Origin of the sequence: Citrobacter sp. Ct235 (genome assembly GCF_030332305.1) — a bacterium.
GTDB lineage: Bacteria > Pseudomonadota > Gammaproteobacteria > Enterobacterales > Enterobacteriaceae > Citrobacter_A > Citrobacter_A telavivensis.
In genome coordinates, this window is record NZ_JAOWIC010000041.1 from 367,980 (window position 1) to 386,716 (window position 18,737).

Sequence of the window (18,737 nt, forward strand, 5' to 3'; positions counted from 1 at the left end):
CCATTATCAGAGAATTAGAATTTTTTCAGGATATCGTCCAGCGACTGCGGTTTATCTTCCGGGATAGTCTGGAAGAACACCTGAATCCCACGACTTTTCAGGTCGTTAAGAATGCCAACGTCTTTTTCATCGAGCGTAATGTTCTGGAACACGGCTTTACGGTTTGGCCCGCCGCCCAGGCCGCCAACCTGAATGGTCGTGACATCAAACCCCTGTTGTACGGCCTGTTGAATCGCCGCCAGGGAGGGGAACAGCACCAGCACATTGCCGTCGCCCAGTTGGTTCTCTTTCCAGGAAGCCGCAAAGCTCTGGTTGCTGTAGCAATCCACTTTGATGTTCGGCGGCGCGGCCATCAGGTAGATGTTTTTCATAAACGGATCGGCGTCCAGTTCGTCACTGACCACTGCGATGCGGTTAGCCTGGGACTGTCCGACCCACTTCGTCACCACCTGTCCGTGGATCAGTCGGCTATCGATACGACATAACACGATGTTTGCCATGATGATTTTCCTTATTGTGATTGTTGTAATTGACGGACATGAGCGACAACGTCCAGGCAACTGCTGCGTCCGGCTTCCACCAGTTCACTGACGCAGAGGGTCAGCGAACCGTGTTCACGTCTGTCCAGCGCTTCCAGCAGTAGCGACGCGTTCAACCCGGAAACGACCGCCACCGGATAATCCGCGCTCAGCCGCGCTGCCACATTGGACGTCGTACCGCCAACAAAATCGGTCAGAATAAGCGAGCCGTCCGGCATGGTTTTCACCACGTCCTCGACACGCTGATAAAACTCGCCCAGCGTATCGACGGGCATCAGTGCAATTTCCGTCACGCCTTTAATTTCGCCCATCACCATACGCAGGCTGTTACAGAGCTGTTGTCCCCAGCCACCATGCGTGAGCAGCAGAATTTCGGGCAACGGTTGAGTGGTAGTCAAAATGGCCTCCTGGCGCGATTACATGAGATTTGCAATGCCTGATGGCGCTTCGCTTATCAGGCCTACGGATAATGCTTTTGTAGGCCGGATAAGGCATTTATGCCGCCATCCGGCAAAACTCATCAAAGTAAGAGCAAGGGTTGTGCCAGTATTTGTGTCACGCGAGGGGGAAAAGAGAGCGGGCAGGGCGCAACGCCTCGCCCGTTAAGGGATCAGCTATAAAGCAGTTCGTAGATATAAAAATATTCCGCATCCGATAAACGGATGGCATAGGCCTCTTCAATGGGCAGAAACGCAGATTTAATGACACTAAACGCGCGGGGATCGAGATTCGGTTTGTTTTCCAGCGCCATCTGTAACGGTTTACGGTTGATCACGATACGCTCAACCATGCAACAGCAGTGGATCAGGAAGCGTAGTGTCACCTGGCGACTCGGTTTCAGGGAAAGCGTGGTCGTCAGGTGGTTAAGCACGCCCTCCATCTCCTTGAGAATGCGCTGCGGATTGAGCACCGAAATATGGTTAATAATGCTCTCCATGGTCAGCGCGCTGATAAAGCGCATGGCACTGCGCTCCATCTCCAGACGGCGTTCGGCGCTGGAGAGATCCGGCGTCAGCAGACTTAACACCAGTTCTGGCCCCTGCTCTGAGAACAGTTCTTCCAACGAGATAAACGGAATATCCGGCAGCCCCGGCTGGAAAGTACCGACAATTCCCGCCAGTCGCTCATTGGCGTTCAGCGCCTGCTGGACGCGTTCGAGGCTGCGCACGTCGTTGTAATCGAGAATAACCATTCGCGTGTCCTGCGACATCAGTTCGCCAAAGCTCTCCTCAAGCACTTTTTTAATTTTTTCCGCCGTACCCATACCGGTAATGCAGGAGATAACCAGCACTTTGCCGCCGTTTTCCTGCTGCGGTGTACACAGCTGACAGGGGATGTTTTTGCTCTGCATGAGCGCCGCAAGCTGGGGCAGGTCGCTGGTTTCGTAGCTTAAATCCAGCCCGATCTCCAGCAGGCTGGTCAGCGTGATGTTGGGCATTAACAGCACGTCTATCTGAAATAACTTGCTGATCGTACTGCCGAAATGCACCAATGAACCAATATCGACCATCAGAATCAGCCGCTGATAGCGTTGGGTCTGAATAATCTGGGTTAGCGTTTCCAGCGTGTCATGCACCGACTGCTCAAACGGCATGTCGACCGCGCTGAACAGATCGCGTTCCAGTACGCGGTTGACGTACTGCGCCATGCTGGTCGCGGTGGTTGCGCCGTGCGCGACGAGGATCACGCCGCAGTCCGGGCTGGCATCAATGCGCTGGCGGTAGTGACGGCACTCTTTCAGGAACAGACACAGCCAGACCACTTCCGTCGCCGGGCACTGAATATGCAGCAGTTCATTGATTTTCCGGCACAACATCGTGGCGTTATCGTATTCATCCTTGCAGCGGTCGAGGATCAGGCTGGAAGAGTAGAGCTGCGGAATCAGCCCGCGCTGGACATAGCCAATCAGCGCCAGGAAGTGCTTGCGCAGCGGATTCACCAGATTTTCCGGCAGCGTAAAGCCCAGCACCTGCTCCACGCAGCCGATCAGTAGCGTCACGCGTTCTTCAATTTGATCGCCATAGCGCGGCGGATGCGCCACGCTATCGCGGCTGTAGAGGCCATATTCGAAGATTGAACTGAGCTTGTTTTTCAGGATAGCCAGCGTTTCCGCCGGCGGGACATTACTGTTGCGCAGATTGACATATTCACGGGTCAGGAAGCTGTAAAAGAGATCGCTCTCTTCGATTTCCGCCCCGGTCGCCAGTGAGGTTTTCAGCGCCGGCAGCGTACGCGCATCAATGTTCAGCCGCTCTTTTCCTTCAAACAGCGCATCGACCAGCAGACGTTGTTCCGGCGTGGCATGGAACGGTATCTCCGCCAGCCGTTTATCCAGCTGCAGCGTGTCGTTATGTTCCGTCATCCCCGATGCCCACGCCTGGGCGCACAGGAACTGGATATCGCTCTTCAACTGACCAATGTTGCCCTCCAGCGGTTTGTTCAACAGCCAGAGCAACAGCGTTTTGTCGATGCTGACCGTACGCTCGATTTTGCGACTTTCACGCTGCAAAAAACCGACGATCAGCTCCACCTGTTCCTCAATCGATCGCTGACGAATCCCCGGCAAGTCGATGCTCACCTGAATTCGTCGTTGGAAGGTGCGCAACAGCGATGAACTCACCGGTTCCGTGGTCGCGCAAATCAGACGAACCGAGATTGGACGCGCCGTGGCGCTGGATCCCAGCGGACGGTACTCGCCCTTATCGAGAATAGAAAATAGTTTCTCCTGTCCTTCGTAGGGCAGGCGATGCACTTCATCGAGCAGCAAATAACCGCCGTCCGCCTGCTCGACCAGACCGGGTTTATTCTCGCTCGCACCGGTGAAGGCCCCCTGACGATGACCAAACAGGTGCGAAGAGAGCAGTTCCGGGTTATGGGCGTACTCGGCGCAGTTAAAATAGACCAGCGGCGGCGGGGAACCGGCGGCTTGCTCGCAGGCAAAGCGGTGCATCAGTTCGGCAAAAAAGGTTTTCCCTACGCCGGACGGCCCGGTCAGCAACACATGCAGGCCCTGCGGATAGAGCACGGCGGCACGGCCTTTTTCTACGGCGTCACGCAGGCTGCGATCGTAGCCAATCAGACCGGTGAAAGGATCGTCACCGCCCGTATTTTCCGCTTGCGGAAGCAGGTCGGCCACCGAGCGCACTTCGCGCTCGCTACTCTCCAGCTTGCGCCCCAGCAACGTCTCCAGCGTCTGTCTGTGCAGGAAGAACACCGGACGTCCCCGGCTTTTTATCGCCAGACCATCGTTCCACAGCTGATTGAGATCTTTACTGACCGAGTTGCGCGCCAGCCCCAGGTTAAAGCCAATCGCCTCCGCCGTGAACGCCGTTTCCTGCGCCAAATCGGCACGATCCAGCCCACGCGTCAGCCTTTCAAGCTCTCCCAGTACGATCTCAATCCGTCTCATCTCTTTACCGCTTAAGAATTAAATGATTGTTCAGAACATACACTATTCTGCTATGCAAGAAAGTGAATCGACGTCCAGACGTCATGGTGAACCCGTCCGGTCATCAAAATGTTTTCGATAAATAATGCCGGGCGGCCCCTTTTTCCGGGAAGTCATCGAGGGTCAATTTCAGTTGATAACCGTTCTTCTGATAGAACGGCAGCGCCTGAAAACTCAGGGTATCGACCAGCGCATGGAGACAACCTCTCTCGCGAGCGGCGTGCTCTGCAGCCTGGATCAGTTGACTGCCGTAACCGCCTTTGCGCAGGGACTCATGCATCCATAAAAAATCAATGCTCAGCCATTCCCCTTTGATTTTGCCAATCAATCCACCGCGAATTTCCTGCTGCTCGTCACGCCAGTAAACCGCCAGATCGCCAAAATTCCTCGTTTTCAGAAACTGGAAATTGTAGGCACGCAGTCCAGCAAGCAGCGCGTTTTGATCGTCTTCGGTAACGGTATCTGTAATCTGTATCTGCACTCTATCCTCCTGAAAAACTACAACTTTTGGCTGAATCGTTTTCCGACAGTAGCACGGGCTGCTGAGGGAGTCGTACACCGTCTACACTTACTCTTGAAATGATGCGCATCGACTACAAGGATTATTATCATGAAACGAGCCGTTTTATCGATCATTGCCGCCCTTTTCTTGCTGCCCACGCTGGCACAGGCCGACTCGCCTTACGGCGCACTGCAATCCGCGCACGAAAAAAATACGATACTCAAGGACCTACGCAAAATCTGTACGCCACAAGGTTCACCTTCTGACGAGGCGTGGGAAAAAACGATCATGGCGAATAAAGACAATCAGCAGCACATCCGCGAGGCGGCGTTGGCGATGGAAAGGAATAATCAGAACAACTACTGGGAAGCGCTCGGCAAGGTGGAATGCCCGGACATGTAAGCGTGAAGCCCGCGCTTCACGCCCGATGATAAACTTTACCGCTGACGCACATCCGGGATGATTAAGTCGCCGCGCAGCACATACGATCCCAACATACTTTGCGTTTTTTCGTTCAGCCAACTGACAATCCGCGCCGCCATCGCATCCATAGAGTATTCGATTGCCGGGATGGTCGGGATCCCCGGCAGATGCAGCGAGCCGGCGAGGCTAAAGATCATAATGTCTTCCGGAACCGACTTATTAAACGCCTGCAATTGCGGGATCACCCGCTGAGCCTGCTGCTCATCCGCCACCAGCAGCGCGTTAAAGTTAAGCGTGGAAGCGTTATTTAACAGCTCCTGTAACGCTACCGAGGAAGAGGTCGCTTCCATAAAGACCAGGTTGCGATTAAACGGCAGGAAGTTCTTCTCCAGCGCATGTTTGTAACCGAGCAGCACCTGTTCGCAGAACCCCATGCCTTCAGGATGGATGAGGGCTATCTGCCGACGATTTTGGCTAATCAGATAGTTACAGGCCGTTTCGGTGGCAAAGGTGTGGTCAAACTGAATGCTGGTCACGTCGTCGCCTGCCTCCAGACAGTCCACCAGAATGACGTTCTCCTGCGTGATATGCAGCGGAAAACGCGCACCAATAATCAGCACATCGTCACACAAGCCGCAGCTTAACTCATCGAGGGCGCTCATCACCTCCGCTTTGGTATTGGCGAAACGAAGCAACAAATGTTTCTGATGCTGACTCAGGTGCTTTTCCAGCGCGTAAAGGTAGCCAGTCGTCTGGTTGATGTTGTCCTGCGCGCAAATCACGCCTATGCAGCCGGTGGACTGACTGAGCAGCGACTGGGCAATCACATTCGGACGATAGTTCAGCTCATCCACCGCCTTTAACACGGCAAGACGACTGGCTTCCTTCACACCACGCGATCCGCTCAACACGCGCGACACCGTGGCTTTAGACACGCCAGCCAAACGCGATACATCGTTGATAGTAGACATCATTCTCCCCTGACAGAGCCTGCCTGGCTCCTTCAATCCTGAATTTAACATTGGCTTAAATATTCGCCACCAGCAGTATAGCGTTTTCCTTTTTTCATGGAAACCGATTTTCCGTTTCCACTCAAAAAGCGTGAAATAGCGACGAAACCGTGAGCCAAATCCAAATAATTAGCCTTATAAGAATAAGATCTTGACGGTTATCACAGTTCCGTTTGCTTCGTATGGAAACCGGTTTCCGTATGATATCAAATCAGACTCGCAATAAGTTTTTACATTTTGAGGATGGTTAATAATGTTCAGGATTATGTTGTGTTGCTCTGCAGGGATGTCCACCAGTCTGCTGGTTCGTAAAATGGTCGAAGCCGCAGAAGAGCGGAAGCTGCCAGTACAAATTGATGCATATGGCGTTTCCGAATTTGACATTCAGTTTCCAAACTACCAGGTGGTGTTACTTGGCCCCCAGGTAAAATACATGCTTAACACGCTCTCAGAGAAGGCTGCCACCCAAAACATCCCCGTAAAAGCCATTGATATGCAGGATTACGGAATGCAACGCGGTGACAAGGTGCTGGATTTTGCTCTGTCGCTGATTGAAGCGGCACATTAGAAAGGTGTCATTATGAGTTCGTTATATCAGTCAATGGTTGCTGTCATAGAACAATCCATCACGCCTCTTGCCGGTAAACTGGGCCAGCAGAAATACGTGATTGCGATTCGTGATGGTTTTACCGCGGCGCTGCCGTTTATGATCATCGGCTCGTTCATGCTGGTGTTTATTTTTCCGCCGTTCTCTGCCGAAACCACCAACAGCTTTGCCCGTGGCTGGCTCGATTTTTCCGCCACATATCGTGAACAACTGATGCTGCCGTTTAACCTCAGTATGGGCGTTATGACGTTCTTCATCTCCGTGGGCATTGGCGCCAGTCTGGGCCGTCAGTTTAATCTCGATCCGATTATGTCCGGCCTGCTGGCGTTTATGGCCTTTTTACTGGTCGCCGCACCGTATGCCGACGGTAAAATCTCCACGCAATATCTTTCCGGTCAGGGGATCTTTACCGCACTGATCACCGCCATCTACTCCACGCGCGTCTATGCCTGGCTGAAGCAGCACAACATCACAATCCGTCTGCCGAAAGAGGTTCCAACCGGCGTCGCCCGTTCGTTTGAGATCCTCATTCCGGTTCTGGTGGTCATTGCGACGCTGCATCCGCTGAACCTGTTTATTGAAGCGCAGACCGGAATGATTATTCCGCAGGCGATTATGCATCTGCTGGCACCGCTGGTTTCAGCGTCTGACTCCCTGCCGGCGATCCTGCTTTCGGTTCTGATGTGCCAGATTTTCTGGTTTGCCGGTATTCACGGCTCGCTGATCGTCACGGGCATTATGAACCCGTTCTGGATGGCAAACCTGTCGGCAAACCAGGCTGCTCTCGCGGCGGGTGTCGCCCTGCCACACGTTTATCTGCAAGGTTTCTGGGATCACTACCTGCTGATCGGCGGCGTGGGCTCTACTTTACCGTTGGCCTTCCTGCTGCTGCGCAGTCGCGTTACCCATCTGCGGACGATCGGCAAAATGGGGATCGTCCCTAGCTTCTTTAACATTAATGAGCCTATTCTGTTCGGTGCGCCGATCATCATGAACCCGATGCTGTTTATCCCGTTCGTCTTCGTGCCCATGATCAACGCCGTACTGGCATACGCTGCGACCCGTCTGGGCTGGCTGGATCAGGTAGTGTCACTGACGCCGTGGACCACGCCCGCACCGATTGGCGCATCGTGGGCGGCAAACTGGGCCTTTAGTCCGGTGGTGATGTGCCTGATCTGCATGGTGATGTCGGCGCTGATTTACCTCCCGTTCCTGCGCGCTTACGAACGCTCTCTGATGAAAACAGAAGAGCAAAAAGCCCAGGACGCCGTCTCCGTGGCGAACGCTGCCCGTAGCAACTCATAATGAATCAAGGAGTCAGAACAATGAGATACCGTTTTCCTGAAAACTTCTGGTGGGGCAGTGCCTGCTCAGCGCTGCAAACCGAAGGGGATAGCCTGAACGGCGGCAAAAGCCAGACCACATGGGATGTGTGGTTCGACCGCCAGCCAGGTCGTTTCCATCAGGGGGTTGGCCCGGCGAACACCTCGACGTTTTATCAGCACTGGAAACAGGACATCGCGCTGTTGAAGCAGTTAAAACATAACAGCTTCCGCACCTCGTTAAGCTGGTCACGTCTGATTCCTGATGGTACGGGCGAGGTGAATCCTGAGGCGGTGGCGTTCTATAACAACGTCATTGACGAACTGCTGGCGCAGGGCATCACGCCGTTTATCACGCTGTTTCACTTCGACATGCCGATGGTGATGCAGGAGAAGGGCGGCTGGGAAAACCGTGACGTCGTGGAGGCCTTTGGCCGCTACGCGCAGACGTGTTTCAAATTGTTCGGCAACCGCGTTAAGCACTGGTTCACCTTCAACGAGCCGATTGTGCCGGTGGAAGGCGGCTATCTGTATGACTTCCATTACCCGAACGTAGTGGATTTCAGGCGCGCAGCGACCGTGGCGTATCACACCGTGCTGGCGCACTCGACAGCGGTTCGCGCTTATCGCGCGGGCAACAACGATGGCGAAATTGGCGTGGTGCTTAACCTGACGCCTTCCTATCCGCGCTCACCGCATCCGGCGGATGTGAAAGCCGCACACTATGCGGATCTGCTGTTTAACCGCAGCTTCCTCGATCCGGTGCTGAAAGGGGAATATCCGGCGGATCGGGTGGCATTGCTGAAAGAGTACGATCAGTTGCCAGCCTGTCAACCGGGTGACGCACAGCTGATTGCCGATGGCAAAATCGACCTGCTGGGGATTAACTACTACCAGCCGCGTCGGGTGAAATGCCGTGATACCGCAGTCAATCTGAATGCGCCCTTTATGCCGGAGTGGTTGTTTGATTACTACGAAATGCCAGGCCGCAAAATGAACCCTTATCGCGGGTGGGAAATTTATGAGCCGGGTATTTACGATATTATTACGAACCTGCGTGATAATTACGGCAACCCGCGCTGCTTTATTTCTGAGAACGGAATGGGCGTAGAAAACGAACAGCGTTTTATTCAGGATGGGCAAATTAACGACAACTACCGTATTGAGTTTGTTTCTGAACACCTTAAATGGCTACATAAAGGGATCAGCGAGGGCTGTCAGTGTCTTGGCTACCATATGTGGACGTTTATTGATAACTGGTCATGGCTCAACGGATATAAAAACCGCTATGGCTTTGTACAGTTAGATTTAGACACGCAAAAACGTACGGTGAAAAAGAGCGGCGAGTGGTTCGCTAATACCGCCGAACACAACGGATTCGATTAAGAGATACAGACAATGATTGCATTAGAAGAAGCAGTAATGGACATTATCGTCAATGCCGGACAGTCCCGTAGTCTGTGCTTCGAGGCGCTGCACGCCGCGCGTGCAGGCAACATTGACGAGGCGAAAAGCCTGCTTCGGGAGGCTGACGGCTACGCTCGTCAGGCTCACCACATGCAAACCAAATTGATCGAACAGGATGCCGGGGAAGCCCGGCAACCCATGACGTTAATTATGGTGCATGCGCAGGATCACTTAATGACGTCGCTGTTAGCCCGCGAACTGTCAGAAGAAATTATTCATCTCTATCAACGCTAATGTAAATTAAATAATAAACGGAGACGTCACTACGATTAAATAAATACTATCTGTACCTCTATCTATAAATAACAGATCAACTTGTTTTGGTGATAGCGAATTACACCGAGGCGGGATGGTTATTATCTTAAAATAAATTAATGCGCACATCTATTCAGAATACTTAATGCAAACTGAAGGATAAAACGTAAATGAGATAACCATGAACATGATAAAAAAACTTCCATTAGCCATGGCGGTCGTGGCCGCGCTTTGCCCGATTTCTGTACTCGCACAGGAATTTACTCAGGAACAAATCGACGCCATCGTCGCCAAAGCCGTAGATAAAGCCCTTGCGGAACGTCAGGCGAAAATGGACGCTGCTGTGGCGAAAAAAACCGATGTCATTAACGAGCCGCAAAGCGCCGCACAGTCACCCGACATGGCCATTCCGTTCGGTGTGAAATTCAGTGGCTATGCGCGTTATGGCGCGCAGTTCCAGAGTGGCGATCAGAAATACGTGGGCGTTGATGGTTCCTATAACGGTGCATCCGCCATTGGTCGTCTGGGTAACGAAGGCAACGGCGGTGAATTCCAGCTCTCCAAAGCGTTCAAAGGCGACAACGGCGCGATCTGGGATATCAACGTGATGATCGACCACTGGGGCGACGAGGTGAACCTCAAAAAAGCTTACGCGGGAGTCACCAACGTCCTGGAATCCAACCCGAACGCCTATATCTGGGCCGGTCGCGACTTCCACCAGCGTCCGCAACAGGGGATCAACGACTACTTCTGGATGAACCACGACGGCCAGGGTGCCGGGGTGAAGAACTTCGATATTGGCGGCATTCAGTTTGACGTTGCCACCGTAGCTGCCGTTGAATCGTGCAGCCCGGAAGTGATGGAAGATGAAGCCAACCCGTCACGCATTACCTGTACCGGCGGTTCCGGCACGGGTGATAAAGGGAACTACGCCGTTACCTCAAAAATTCACGGCATGAAACTCGGTCCGTTGGATCTGGAAATCTACGCCAACTACGGCTTTGACTCGAAAGCCGTCGACACCGACGATCGCCTGAAGGCCTGGCAGGGCGCGTTTGTGGTGAGTCATACCAATGACAGCGGCGTCAACAAAGTGATCGCCCGTTACTCTGATAACTCCGACAACAGCGTCTACAACAAAACCGACGACCTGACCGCGATTTACGCCAGCTTCGAAGGAAGCCACAAGTTTACGCAGCAGGCGCAGGTTGAATACCTGCTGGCATTCCATGACTACGATAACAGTGCTGACCAGAGTGAAAATCGTAAGAACTACGGTGCCATTGTACGTCCCATGTACTTCTGGAACGACGTGCACTCCACCTGGCTGGAAGCGGGCTATCAGCGTGTCGATTATGACAACGGCGGCGATAACAAAGGCTGGAAGCTGACGCTGTCGCAGAACATGTCGATCGCGATGGGGCCGGAATTCCGTCCAATGCTGCGCTTCTATGTCACCGGCGGCAAAGTGGATAACGATCGCACCGCCCGTGTGAACGGTACAGATGACGAAACGCTGGACGATTTCAACGTCGGCGCGATGTGGGAAGCGTGGTTCTGATTGGCAATATCGCGTTATGCCTGATGGCGGCATAAATGCCTTATCCGGCCTACAGTCACGTAGGCCCGGTAAGCAACGCGCCACCGGGCATAATGCCGGATGGCGGCGTTAACGCCTTATCCGGCCTACGTGAAGGAACCCTCAATGAGGGTTGAGGTCATTGCATACCCTTTATGCGAACTTTCGCTGCCACCAGAAGCGCCGTCAGCAGCATCAGGCTGCCGGAAAGCATCAGGGGCGACAGCAGGCCAAGGTTATCGAGTGCATAGCCTCCCACCGCGGCCCCACAGGTATTGGCAAGCTGGATCACGGCGACCTGGACGGATCCAGCCTTTTCTGCCTGATCGGCGAGCGATCGGGTGATCCACGTCGACCATCCCACCGGCACCAGCGCAAACGCCAGCCCCCAGATAATTGCAATGCTTGCCGCAACAATCTTGTCGCTGCCCCACAGCATCAGCACCAGTGCGCTCAGCGCCAGCACCAGCGGCGCACCGGCTAATGCCAGTTTGACAGAGCGTTTGAGAATCAAGGACGACAGCGAAGTGCCGACAAAACTGGCAATACCAAAGCTCAACAGCACCAGCGTCAGGCCATCGACATCAAAGCCCGCCAGATTCATATATATCGGACGGATGTAGGTGAAGAACGCAAACTGCCCGGCAAAGGACATAAAGATGGCAATCATCCCCGCCATCACGCCCGGACGATTCAGCAGGCTGAACATGTTTTGCTTCTGATGCGAAGGCTCGCCGGGCAGCGGCGGCAACGATTTCACCACCCAGACAATACACAGCACGCCCATCACCGCCGCCGCGTTAAAGACATTACGCCAGCCGATGATCCCCCCCAGGAAACTGCCCAGCGGCGCGGCAATAACCAGCGCGATAGAGACGGATCCGAAAATCACCGACAGCGCTTTCGGCACCGTACGCGGCGGAACCAGCCGCATGGTCAGCGAGGCCGACATCGCCCAGAATCCGCCCAACGCCAGTCCCAGACAGGCGCGTCCCACCAGCAGTAACGCGAAGGAATTGGCAAAAGAGACCAGCAGGCAGGAGAGGGTCAGCAACACGGAGAACAGAATCACTACGTAGCGACGGTCAGTGGCCTGAATGATCTGCGTGATAAACAGGCTGGCAAACATGGCGACAAACGCGGTCACGGTCACCGACTGTCCGGCTACGCCTTCAGAAATGCCCAGGTCCTGCGCCATCGGCGTCAACAGACTGACGGGTAAAAACTCGACGGTGATCAGGCAAGCCACACAGAACGCCACGGCAAATACTGCCGACCAGTTTGGGCGAGCGACAACGTCAGCGTGGGTTTTCTCTTCGATACATTCACTCATTTTGCTATCTGCGTCGATTTCTTGTGGGGAAGCTACGCAGTGTAACATTTTAAATGTGACGTATTTAACGTTTTGGCTACTTTCTTCGTTTGCATTGCCGCTTTCGAGAAGGTTCGCAAATGTGAAATATCTACCGCAAAATTTATTTATCATCGTATTGAAACGCATAGTATGCCACCAGGTGCTATACTTACGGTTACAGGATGTCTCCGATGCGTGTATTCAAAACCAAATGGTTTTCCAGGGAAGCAAAATCCCATGCCATCAAAGATGATGAGTTATGCCAGGCAATTGAAGCCACTTTGCAGGGGCAGGCAGACGATCTGGGAGGCGGCATTTTTAAAAAGCGTCTGAACCAGAACCGTGACCGCGCGATTATCCTCGCGAGGGGTGGCAACCACTGGTTTTACACGTTTTTGTATGCCAAACAGGACATGACAAATATCACTATCAACGAACTGGCGGGCTTTCGTGAGTTAGCAAAACATTACGCTCGTCTGACTGATGACAACATTACGGCATTGATTAAGAGTAAAGAACTGGTGGAGGTCTGCGATGACTATAAAAAATAACTTTAAAAGCCCAGCCTTCGAAGCCATCCACAGCGCAGCATCCGGGTTATATAACGTTGAGGCGATCCCTCAGGAAACGATGCGCAATTTCGACAAAGCCTGCCTGAGCCAGGTCAACGCTCTCCTGCCGCTTGAAATTAAAGCACTACGCGAGAAATTCAACGTTAGCCAACCCGTGTTCGCACATTACCTGAACACCAGCGTGTCCACCGTGCAAAAATGGGAGAGCGGCGCGAAACGCCCCAGTGGGATGTCTCTCAAACTGCTGAGCGTTGTCCAGAAGCATGGATTAAAAGTTCTGGCGTAACCGCGAATGGCGTAATTCATGATGAATATCGTCGGCTCAGTTAACGACATTCATCATCCATATTGTCTTAGTGCAGCCAGTGCACGCCGTCTTCGGGTTGAAAAAAGGCGTTGTAACGCATCTGGAACGCATTAATGTCCTGCATATCCGGATCGGCCTCACGTAAGAAACCGAGTGCCAGACGCACCTGCGCGTCGGTGATCGGCGCGGCCAGCCGGGCCTTTTGCAGCAGGCGATGCCACTGCAACAGATTCTGCTCGCTGCCGTCCACAATGACACTTTGCCAGATCAACAGGACCTGAGCGGCGTTTTGCAGATGCGACTCGTCGGGGCGGTGGAGATACTGCAAAAATGCCTCTCCCTGCGCTTTTCCCATCTGATCGATCATCGATTCTACCGCCACCACATCAATATTCAGGCGCTCGCTCAAGCGGCGAATCGCCCGCCGGGATCCGGAAGTAAGGATCCGAAACCCGACAACAAACACCACCGCCAGTGTGGCCAGCATTATCCAGACCATGAGTTCTCCTGCTTTATCCGCGCTCATGATATCTGGAAACGGCCCGCGAATACTAATCCACCAGAATGATTTTCAGTGCGAAAAGCACCGCGACCGTAATGACGCAGAGGTTTAACTCCCGCCAGCGTCCGGTAAACACTTTCATAATGCAGTAGGACATAAATCCAAGCGCAATCCCCTCGGTAATGGAGAAACTAAAAGGCATCATCACCGTGGTGATAAACGCAGGCACCGACTCGGTAAAATCATCCCAGTTAACGCGGGAGAGGCTGGAGGTCATCAGCACGCCGACAAAAATCAGCGCCCCTGCCGTTGCATAAGCGGGAACCATACCCACCAGCGGAGAAAAAAACATCACCAGCAGGAAAAGCACGCCCACCACCACCGCCGTCAGACCAGTGCGCCCGCCAACCGCCACGCCCGAGGTGCTCTCAATGTAGGCCGTCACGGAAGAGGTGCCGATAAACGCCCCGGCAACCGAGCTTACACTGTCGACATACAGCGCCCGCCTCATGCCTGGAAACTTACCGTCGCTACCGATTAACCCGGCTTTATCCGTCACACCAATTAGTGTTCCTGATGAATCAAACAAATTGATGAGCATGAATGAAAAGATAATCCCGGCCAGGTTAAGCGATAATGCACCGCGTAAATCCACCTCACCTGGCACCCCGCTGATACTGGGCGGCACAGAATAGATGCCGCTAAAATGGACATCACCGAAAAACAATCCACAACAGGAGGTGACAACAATGGAAACCAGCACCGCAGCATGAAACTGACGCGATGACAGCACGGTAATAATAAAGAAACCTAAAATACCCAGTAATACACTGTGGGAACTTAAGTCACCAATGGTCACCAGCGTGTCTTTATTCGCAACAATAACGCCCGCATTTTTTAACCCCATCAACGCAATAAATAAGCCGATACCGCTGGTAATGCCGATACGTAAATTAATCGGAATATTGGAAATCATCCAGTAACGAATGCGAAAAAGCGTGAGTAAAAAGAGTCCGACCGCGCCCCAGAATATGGCCCCCATTCCCGTTTGCCAACTCACCCCCATCGCCCCCACTACCACAAAGGCAAAAAACGCGTTCAATCCCATCGCCGGGGCTAATGCAACAGGAAGGTTAGCGACCAGGCCCATCGCGATACTGCCGATGCCGGCGATCAGGCATGTGGTGACAAACACCACTTTGGGATCCATCTGTGCGGCCCCGAGTATTTGCGGGTTCACGAACACAATGTACACCATCGTTAAAAAAGTCGTCATCCCGGCAATCGTTTCTGTCCGCACGTCGGTGCCATGCTGGCGCAGTTTAAATAATCGCGAAAGATGATTTAAATCATTTCTCGCGTCATCACTGACATCATTATTCATCTTTTTTATCCATTAATGAAGATATAAGCAGGTCTCATTTAAAACATCTCCCATATTTAATTCAGTGATTGCAATCACAATGCCAATGCCCGTTAATCGATAAGCTTTAAATAATCACCCGGCATTTCTTTATGATAAATAATAATCAAATTGATAAAATCAAAATGAGAAAAATATGAACAACGGCATAAGTCATAAATTTCATTATATTAGCCGTCAGGAACGGCAGAAATTATTAGCGGTTGCGCGCGGTGAAGCCGTCGCCGATTATATTATTGATAATGTCATCCTTCTCGATATTATCAATGGCGGGGAAATGACGGGGCCCATCGTGACCAAAGGACGACATATCGCGGGCATCGGCGCAGAGTATCGTGACGCCCCGGCATTACGGCGTATCGATGCCCACGGCGCAACGGCCGTTCCCGGCTTTATCGACTCACACCTGCACATTGAATCCAGCATGATGACGCCGGTCACATTTGAAACCGCAACGCTGCCGCGCGGGCTCACCACCGTTGTTTGCGATCCGCATGAAATCGTCAATGTGATGGGCGAAAAGGGGTTTTCCTGGTTTGTCCGCTGCGCCGAACTGGCGAAGCAGAATCAGTATCTTCAGGTGAGTTCCTGCGTTCCGGCCCTGGAGGGATGTGATGTGAATGGCGCGCGTTTCTCCCTCGACCAGATGCTGACCTGGCGCGATCATCCACTGGTGGCCGGACTGGCGGAAGTGATGGATTATCCTGGCGTCATTGCCGGACAAAATACGTTGCTCGACAAAATGGATGCCTTCCGCCATCTGACGCTGGACGGCCACTGTCCTGGACTGAGCGGTAAGGCGCTCAACGCCTACATCGCCGCCGGGATAGAGAACTGCCACGAGAGTTACGCCCTGGAGGAGGGGCGCCGCAAACTGCAACTTGGGATGGCGCTGATGATCCGCGAAGGGTCCGCCGCCCGCAACCTCGACGCGCTGGCACCGCTCATCAACGCCTTCAACAGCCCACAGTGCCTGCTCTGCACCGACGACCGTAATCCCTGGGAAATCGCTCATGAAGGGCATATTGATGCACTGATTCGCCGACTGATTTTACACCATAACGTCCCGCTACACGTCGCTTACCGCATCGCCAGTTGGTCAGCAGCACGCCATTTTGGCCTGCACCATTTAGGCTTACTGGCCCCCGGAAAACAGGCGGATATCGTCCTGCTCAGCGATGCCCGCAACGTGGCGGTACAGCAAGTGTTTGTCAAAGGGGAACCCATTGATGCCGAACGCCTGAAAGCCGGGGAACCGGCAAGGCTGGCGCAAACCGTTCCGCCCTATGGCAATACCATTGCGCGGCACCCCGTCTGCGCCGATGACTTTGCGCTGCATTTCACCCCCGGCAAACGCTATCGGGTGATTGATGTTATCCCTAACGAACTGGTGACGGGCGCCAGTGCCTGCATGTGCATCGCCGGGGGTTTCGATCGCCCTGATATTTGCTATATCGCCGTGCTTGAACGCTACGGTCAGCAGTCGCCCCCGGCCTACGGTTTATTAGGCGGATTCGGCCTGCGTGAAGGCGCGCTGGCGGCAACGGTCAGCCATGACAGCCATAATATTGTGGTGATCGGTTGCAGCGCTGATGAAATGGCGCTGGCGGTTAATCAGGTGATTGAAGATGGCGGCGGGCTCTGCGTCGTGCGTAACGGTCAGGTGCAGTGCCATTTGCCGCTGCCAATTGCCGGATTAATGAGTACCGACACCGCCGATTCGCTGGCTGGACAAATCGATGCGCTCAAAACGGCGGGTCGCGAGTGTGGCACGCTGCCTGATGAGCCTTTTATCCAGATGGCGTTTCTCTCCTTACCGGTGATCCCCGCACTAAAACTCACCAGCCAGGGACTGTTTGACGGTGAAACGTTTACCTTTATCTCTCCGGAGATTGCTGACTGATTTCAGAACGCCGTCGCCAGAAACAGGCATAAAAAAGCCCAGCGCACAGGCTGGGCAACATGTTACCCACTACACACTTAAGCGGTTCTTAACTGCTGAATTTTTCTTTCCCGACGGATTTTGCGTTCTTCCATGACCGCGACCATGGCCATCAGGCAGATGCAGCCAATCGCGGCAGCGTCCAGAGCAGCAAAGGTGCCCGCCCAACCGGTCAGACCAAACACGGGCGTACCGTCAGCAATCATCCCCAGGCCTAGCTTGGCAAAGCTATCGCCAATCAGATAGGCAAAGGTGCCTTTGATACCATCCGCTGCGCCAATGGCTTTTTTCGGGACAAAGCCCACCGCCGCTACGCCAATCAGCAGTTGCGGACCAAACACCAGGAAACCGAGCGCAAACAGTGACGCGAGATAGACATACTGATTGCTGGCATGTTGATAGACGCCAAGCGTCGCGATGATCAGTGCCAGCGCCACACAGGCCACCAGCGCCCGTCGACCGTTCGCCAGATCCGAGAGCCAACCCCACAGCAGCGTCCCCACCAGCGCGCCCACCTCAAACAGAGTAAAGCCCTGAATCGCCACCGCTTTGGACAGTTTCAGCTCCTGGAAAGCGTACACCGTCGACCACTGGTCGATACCGATACGCACCACGTACAGGAAGATGTTGGAGAAACACAGCAGCCAGATGACTTTGTTTTTCAGCACATATTCAACAAAGATCTGCCATTTGGTCATGTCATTTTCTTCAGTCTCTTTATCCTCTTCGCTGATCTCTTCGCCGAATAACTCTTCAGCTTTGCCGAGACCGTAAGATTCCGGCGAATCGCTACCGAATCGCAGACCGATAAAGCCGACAATCAGGGCGATAATCGACGGGAAGATAAACATCCCAATCACGTGCCCGTCGAACAGGACGTTCGCACCGAACAGCGCCACGCCTGCCGCGCCCGCGCCGCCCAGGTTATGAGAGATATTCCAGAAGCCGAGAAAGGTGCCGCGCTTACGGCGAGGCGTCCATTTTGTGATAGTGGAATAGCTGCACGACCCGCCGGTACTCTGAAAGAAACCGCTCAGGGCATAGAAGGCGATCATCAGGAACAGGCTCACCGAGCCGGTGCCCATGCTGGCGCTGAAGCCGAGCATACAAATCGCGGAGAGGATCAGCATAAGCGGCAGGAACTGCTTGGTGTTTTTGCCGTCAGCGTAATAGGAGACCAGCGTTTTACCCACGCCGTAGGTAATGGAGAACCCCAGGCCAATCATCCCCAGTTGCGTCATGCTCAACCCGTAGGTGGAGATCATGTCATTCTGGGCGATGTTAAAATTCTTGCGGATCAAGTACATGGTCAGATAGCCGATAAAGACCACCAGATAAGACTGCATGAACGGTTTGAACCACATCTTGCGCCGCACATCGAGCGGCAGATCCAGGGTGGGTTTACGCACCTGGTTTAGAAAGGCCAGCATAGGACACTCCCGAGTTCATTTTTATACCTGCGAATAGCAGGCATTGTAAAAATCA

At 53.4% G+C, this 18,737-nt stretch carries 18 protein-coding genes; 9 read left to right on the forward strand and 9 right to left on the reverse strand.

Going from position 1 to position 18,737, the window contains the following annotated elements:
* Window positions 1-14: 14 nt before the first annotated feature.
* The 4 genes from OGY35_RS08490 to OGY35_RS08505 all read right to left on the reverse strand — a co-directional run bounded on the left by OGY35_RS08490 (window position 15) and on the right by OGY35_RS08505 (window position 4,468).
* The gene (locus tag OGY35_RS08490) at window positions 15-500 is read right to left on the reverse strand and encodes a PTS sugar transporter subunit IIB (RefSeq protein ID WP_042323421.1); all 486 of its coding nucleotides are present in this window, start codon (window positions 498-500) and stop codon (window positions 15-17) included.
* An 11-nt stretch (window positions 501-511) separates the two neighbouring features.
* Entirely contained in the window at window positions 512-937 is a 426-nt protein-coding gene (locus OGY35_RS08495; protein ID WP_152400716.1) for a PTS sugar transporter subunit IIA, read from the reverse strand.
* A gap of 212 nt (window positions 938-1,149) precedes the next feature.
* Window positions 1,150-3,948, reverse strand: a complete 2,799-nt coding sequence (gene dagR, locus OGY35_RS08500) for a transcriptional regulator DagR (protein WP_286632009.1) — start codon at window positions 3,946-3,948, stop codon at window positions 1,150-1,152.
* A gap of 103 nt (window positions 3,949-4,051) precedes the next feature.
* Window positions 4,052-4,468: a GNAT family N-acetyltransferase gene (locus OGY35_RS08505; RefSeq protein WP_286632010.1), complete on the reverse strand. Its 417-nt coding sequence runs from the start codon at window positions 4,466-4,468 to the stop codon at window positions 4,052-4,054.
* 129 nt (window positions 4,469-4,597) lie between these two features.
* Between OGY35_RS08505 and OGY35_RS08510 the strand changes: the two genes are divergently transcribed.
* Window positions 4,598-4,891: a YicS family protein gene (locus tag OGY35_RS08510; RefSeq protein ID WP_152400724.1), complete on the forward strand. Its 294-nt coding sequence runs from the start codon at window positions 4,598-4,600 to the stop codon at window positions 4,889-4,891.
* A gap of 35 nt (window positions 4,892-4,926) precedes the next feature.
* On the opposite strand, the gene OGY35_RS08515 is transcribed toward OGY35_RS08510, so the two are convergent.
* A complete protein-coding gene (locus OGY35_RS08515) occupies window positions 4,927-5,883 on the reverse strand; it encodes a LacI family DNA-binding transcriptional regulator (protein ID WP_152406222.1) in 957 nt (318 codons plus the stop codon).
* 292 nt (window positions 5,884-6,175) lie between these two features.
* Between OGY35_RS08515 and OGY35_RS08520 the strand changes: the two genes are divergently transcribed.
* The 5 genes from OGY35_RS08520 to OGY35_RS08540 all read left to right on the forward strand — a co-directional run bounded on the left by OGY35_RS08520 (window position 6,176) and on the right by OGY35_RS08540 (window position 11,134).
* Window positions 6,176-6,490 carry a PTS sugar transporter subunit IIB gene (locus OGY35_RS08520; protein ID WP_042323435.1) on the forward strand — a complete coding sequence of 105 codons (315 nt, stop codon included), beginning with the start codon at window positions 6,176-6,178 and terminating at the stop codon, window positions 6,488-6,490.
* A gap of 12 nt (window positions 6,491-6,502) precedes the next feature.
* The gene (locus tag OGY35_RS08525; RefSeq protein WP_061075858.1) at window positions 6,503-7,834 is read left to right on the forward strand and encodes a PTS sugar transporter subunit IIC; all 1,332 of its coding nucleotides are present in this window, start codon (window positions 6,503-6,505) and stop codon (window positions 7,832-7,834) included.
* Between the two features lie 20 nt (window positions 7,835-7,854).
* Window positions 7,855-9,237, forward strand: a complete 1,383-nt coding sequence (gmuD, locus tag OGY35_RS08530) for a 6-phospho-beta-glucosidase GmuD (protein ID WP_286632011.1) — start codon at window positions 7,855-7,857, stop codon at window positions 9,235-9,237.
* Between the two features lie 12 nt (window positions 9,238-9,249).
* Window positions 9,250-9,552, forward strand: a complete 303-nt coding sequence (locus tag OGY35_RS08535; RefSeq protein WP_046492303.1) for a PTS lactose/cellobiose transporter subunit IIA — start codon at window positions 9,250-9,252, stop codon at window positions 9,550-9,552.
* 202 nt (window positions 9,553-9,754) lie between these two features.
* A complete protein-coding gene (locus OGY35_RS08540) occupies window positions 9,755-11,134 on the forward strand; it encodes a carbohydrate porin (RefSeq protein WP_152400728.1) in 1,380 nt (459 codons plus the stop codon).
* Window positions 11,135-11,291: 157 nt separating this feature from the next.
* Here OGY35_RS08540 and nepI read toward each other — a convergent pair whose 3' ends face one another.
* Window positions 11,292-12,485 carry a purine ribonucleoside efflux pump NepI gene (nepI, locus tag OGY35_RS08545; RefSeq protein ID WP_286632012.1) on the reverse strand — a complete coding sequence of 398 codons (1,194 nt, stop codon included), beginning with the start codon at window positions 12,483-12,485 and terminating at the stop codon, window positions 11,292-11,294.
* Between the two features lie 212 nt (window positions 12,486-12,697).
* On the opposite strand from nepI, the gene OGY35_RS08550 reads away from it, so the two are divergent.
* Together OGY35_RS08550 and OGY35_RS08555 are read left to right on the forward strand one after the other, a co-directional pair.
* Window positions 12,698-13,057, forward strand: a complete 360-nt coding sequence (locus OGY35_RS08550; RefSeq protein ID WP_152400732.1) for a type II toxin-antitoxin system RelE/ParE family toxin — start codon at window positions 12,698-12,700, stop codon at window positions 13,055-13,057.
* Entirely contained in the window at window positions 13,041-13,364 is a 324-nt protein-coding gene (locus OGY35_RS08555; RefSeq protein ID WP_152400734.1) for a helix-turn-helix domain-containing protein, read from the forward strand. The genes OGY35_RS08550 and OGY35_RS08555 overlap by 17 nt, the downstream gene beginning before the upstream one ends.
* Before the next feature lie 67 nt (window positions 13,365-13,431).
* Here OGY35_RS08555 and OGY35_RS08560 read toward each other — a convergent pair whose 3' ends face one another.
* Window positions 13,432-13,884 carry a DUF1198 domain-containing protein gene (locus OGY35_RS08560; RefSeq protein WP_152400736.1) on the reverse strand — a complete coding sequence of 151 codons (453 nt, stop codon included), beginning with the start codon at window positions 13,882-13,884 and terminating at the stop codon, window positions 13,432-13,434.
* Window positions 13,885-13,936: 52 nt separating this feature from the next.
* The gene (locus OGY35_RS08565) at window positions 13,937-15,271 is read right to left on the reverse strand and encodes an NCS2 family permease (RefSeq protein ID WP_286632013.1); all 1,335 of its coding nucleotides are present in this window, start codon (window positions 15,269-15,271) and stop codon (window positions 13,937-13,939) included.
* 175 nt (window positions 15,272-15,446) lie between these two features.
* On the opposite strand from OGY35_RS08565, the gene adeD reads away from it, so the two are divergent.
* The gene (gene adeD / locus OGY35_RS08570) at window positions 15,447-17,213 is read left to right on the forward strand and encodes an adenine deaminase (RefSeq protein WP_286632014.1); all 1,767 of its coding nucleotides are present in this window, start codon (window positions 15,447-15,449) and stop codon (window positions 17,211-17,213) included.
* Window positions 17,214-17,290: 77 nt separating this feature from the next.
* Here adeD and uhpT read toward each other — a convergent pair whose 3' ends face one another.
* Window positions 17,291-18,682: a hexose-6-phosphate:phosphate antiporter UhpT gene (gene uhpT, locus OGY35_RS08575; protein ID WP_152400744.1), complete on the reverse strand. Its 1,392-nt coding sequence runs from the start codon at window positions 18,680-18,682 to the stop codon at window positions 17,291-17,293.
* Between the last annotated feature and the right edge of the window lie 55 nt (window positions 18,683-18,737).

Excerpts from the sequence above, each read along its gene's own strand:
- OGY35_RS08490 (WP_042323421.1), bottom strand. The coding sequence starts at position 500 with ATGGCAAACATCGTGTTATGTCGTATCGATAGCCGACTGATCCACGGA.
- dagR (WP_286632009.1), bottom strand. The coding sequence starts at position 3,948 with ATGAGACGGATTGAGATCGTACTGGGAGAGCTTGAAAGGCTGACGCGT.
- OGY35_RS08510 (WP_152400724.1), top strand. The coding sequence starts at position 4,598 with ATGAAACGAGCCGTTTTATCGATCATTGCCGCCCTTTTCTTGCTGCCC.
- OGY35_RS08515 (WP_152406222.1), bottom strand. The coding sequence starts at position 5,883 with ATGTCTACTATCAACGATGTATCGCGTTTGGCTGGCGTGTCTAAAGCC.
- OGY35_RS08520 (WP_042323435.1), top strand. The coding sequence starts at position 6,176 with ATGTTCAGGATTATGTTGTGTTGCTCTGCAGGGATGTCCACCAGTCTG.
- OGY35_RS08525 (WP_061075858.1), top strand. The coding sequence starts at position 6,503 with ATGAGTTCGTTATATCAGTCAATGGTTGCTGTCATAGAACAATCCATC.
- gmuD (WP_286632011.1), top strand. The coding sequence starts at position 7,855 with ATGAGATACCGTTTTCCTGAAAACTTCTGGTGGGGCAGTGCCTGCTCA.
- OGY35_RS08535 (WP_046492303.1), top strand. The coding sequence starts at position 9,250 with ATGATTGCATTAGAAGAAGCAGTAATGGACATTATCGTCAATGCCGGA.
- OGY35_RS08540 (WP_152400728.1), top strand. The coding sequence starts at position 9,755 with ATGAACATGATAAAAAAACTTCCATTAGCCATGGCGGTCGTGGCCGCG.
- nepI (WP_286632012.1), bottom strand. The coding sequence starts at position 12,485 with ATGAGTGAATGTATCGAAGAGAAAACCCACGCTGACGTTGTCGCTCGC.
- OGY35_RS08550 (WP_152400732.1), top strand. The coding sequence starts at position 12,698 with ATGCGTGTATTCAAAACCAAATGGTTTTCCAGGGAAGCAAAATCCCAT.
- OGY35_RS08555 (WP_152400734.1), top strand. The coding sequence starts at position 13,041 with ATGACTATAAAAAATAACTTTAAAAGCCCAGCCTTCGAAGCCATCCAC.
- OGY35_RS08560 (WP_152400736.1), bottom strand. The coding sequence starts at position 13,884 with ATGGTCTGGATAATGCTGGCCACACTGGCGGTGGTGTTTGTTGTCGGG.
- OGY35_RS08565 (WP_286632013.1), bottom strand. The coding sequence starts at position 15,271 with ATGAATAATGATGTCAGTGATGACGCGAGAAATGATTTAAATCATCTT.
- adeD (WP_286632014.1), top strand. The coding sequence starts at position 15,447 with ATGAACAACGGCATAAGTCATAAATTTCATTATATTAGCCGTCAGGAA.
- uhpT (WP_152400744.1), bottom strand. The coding sequence starts at position 18,682 with ATGCTGGCCTTTCTAAACCAGGTGCGTAAACCCACCCTGGATCTGCCG.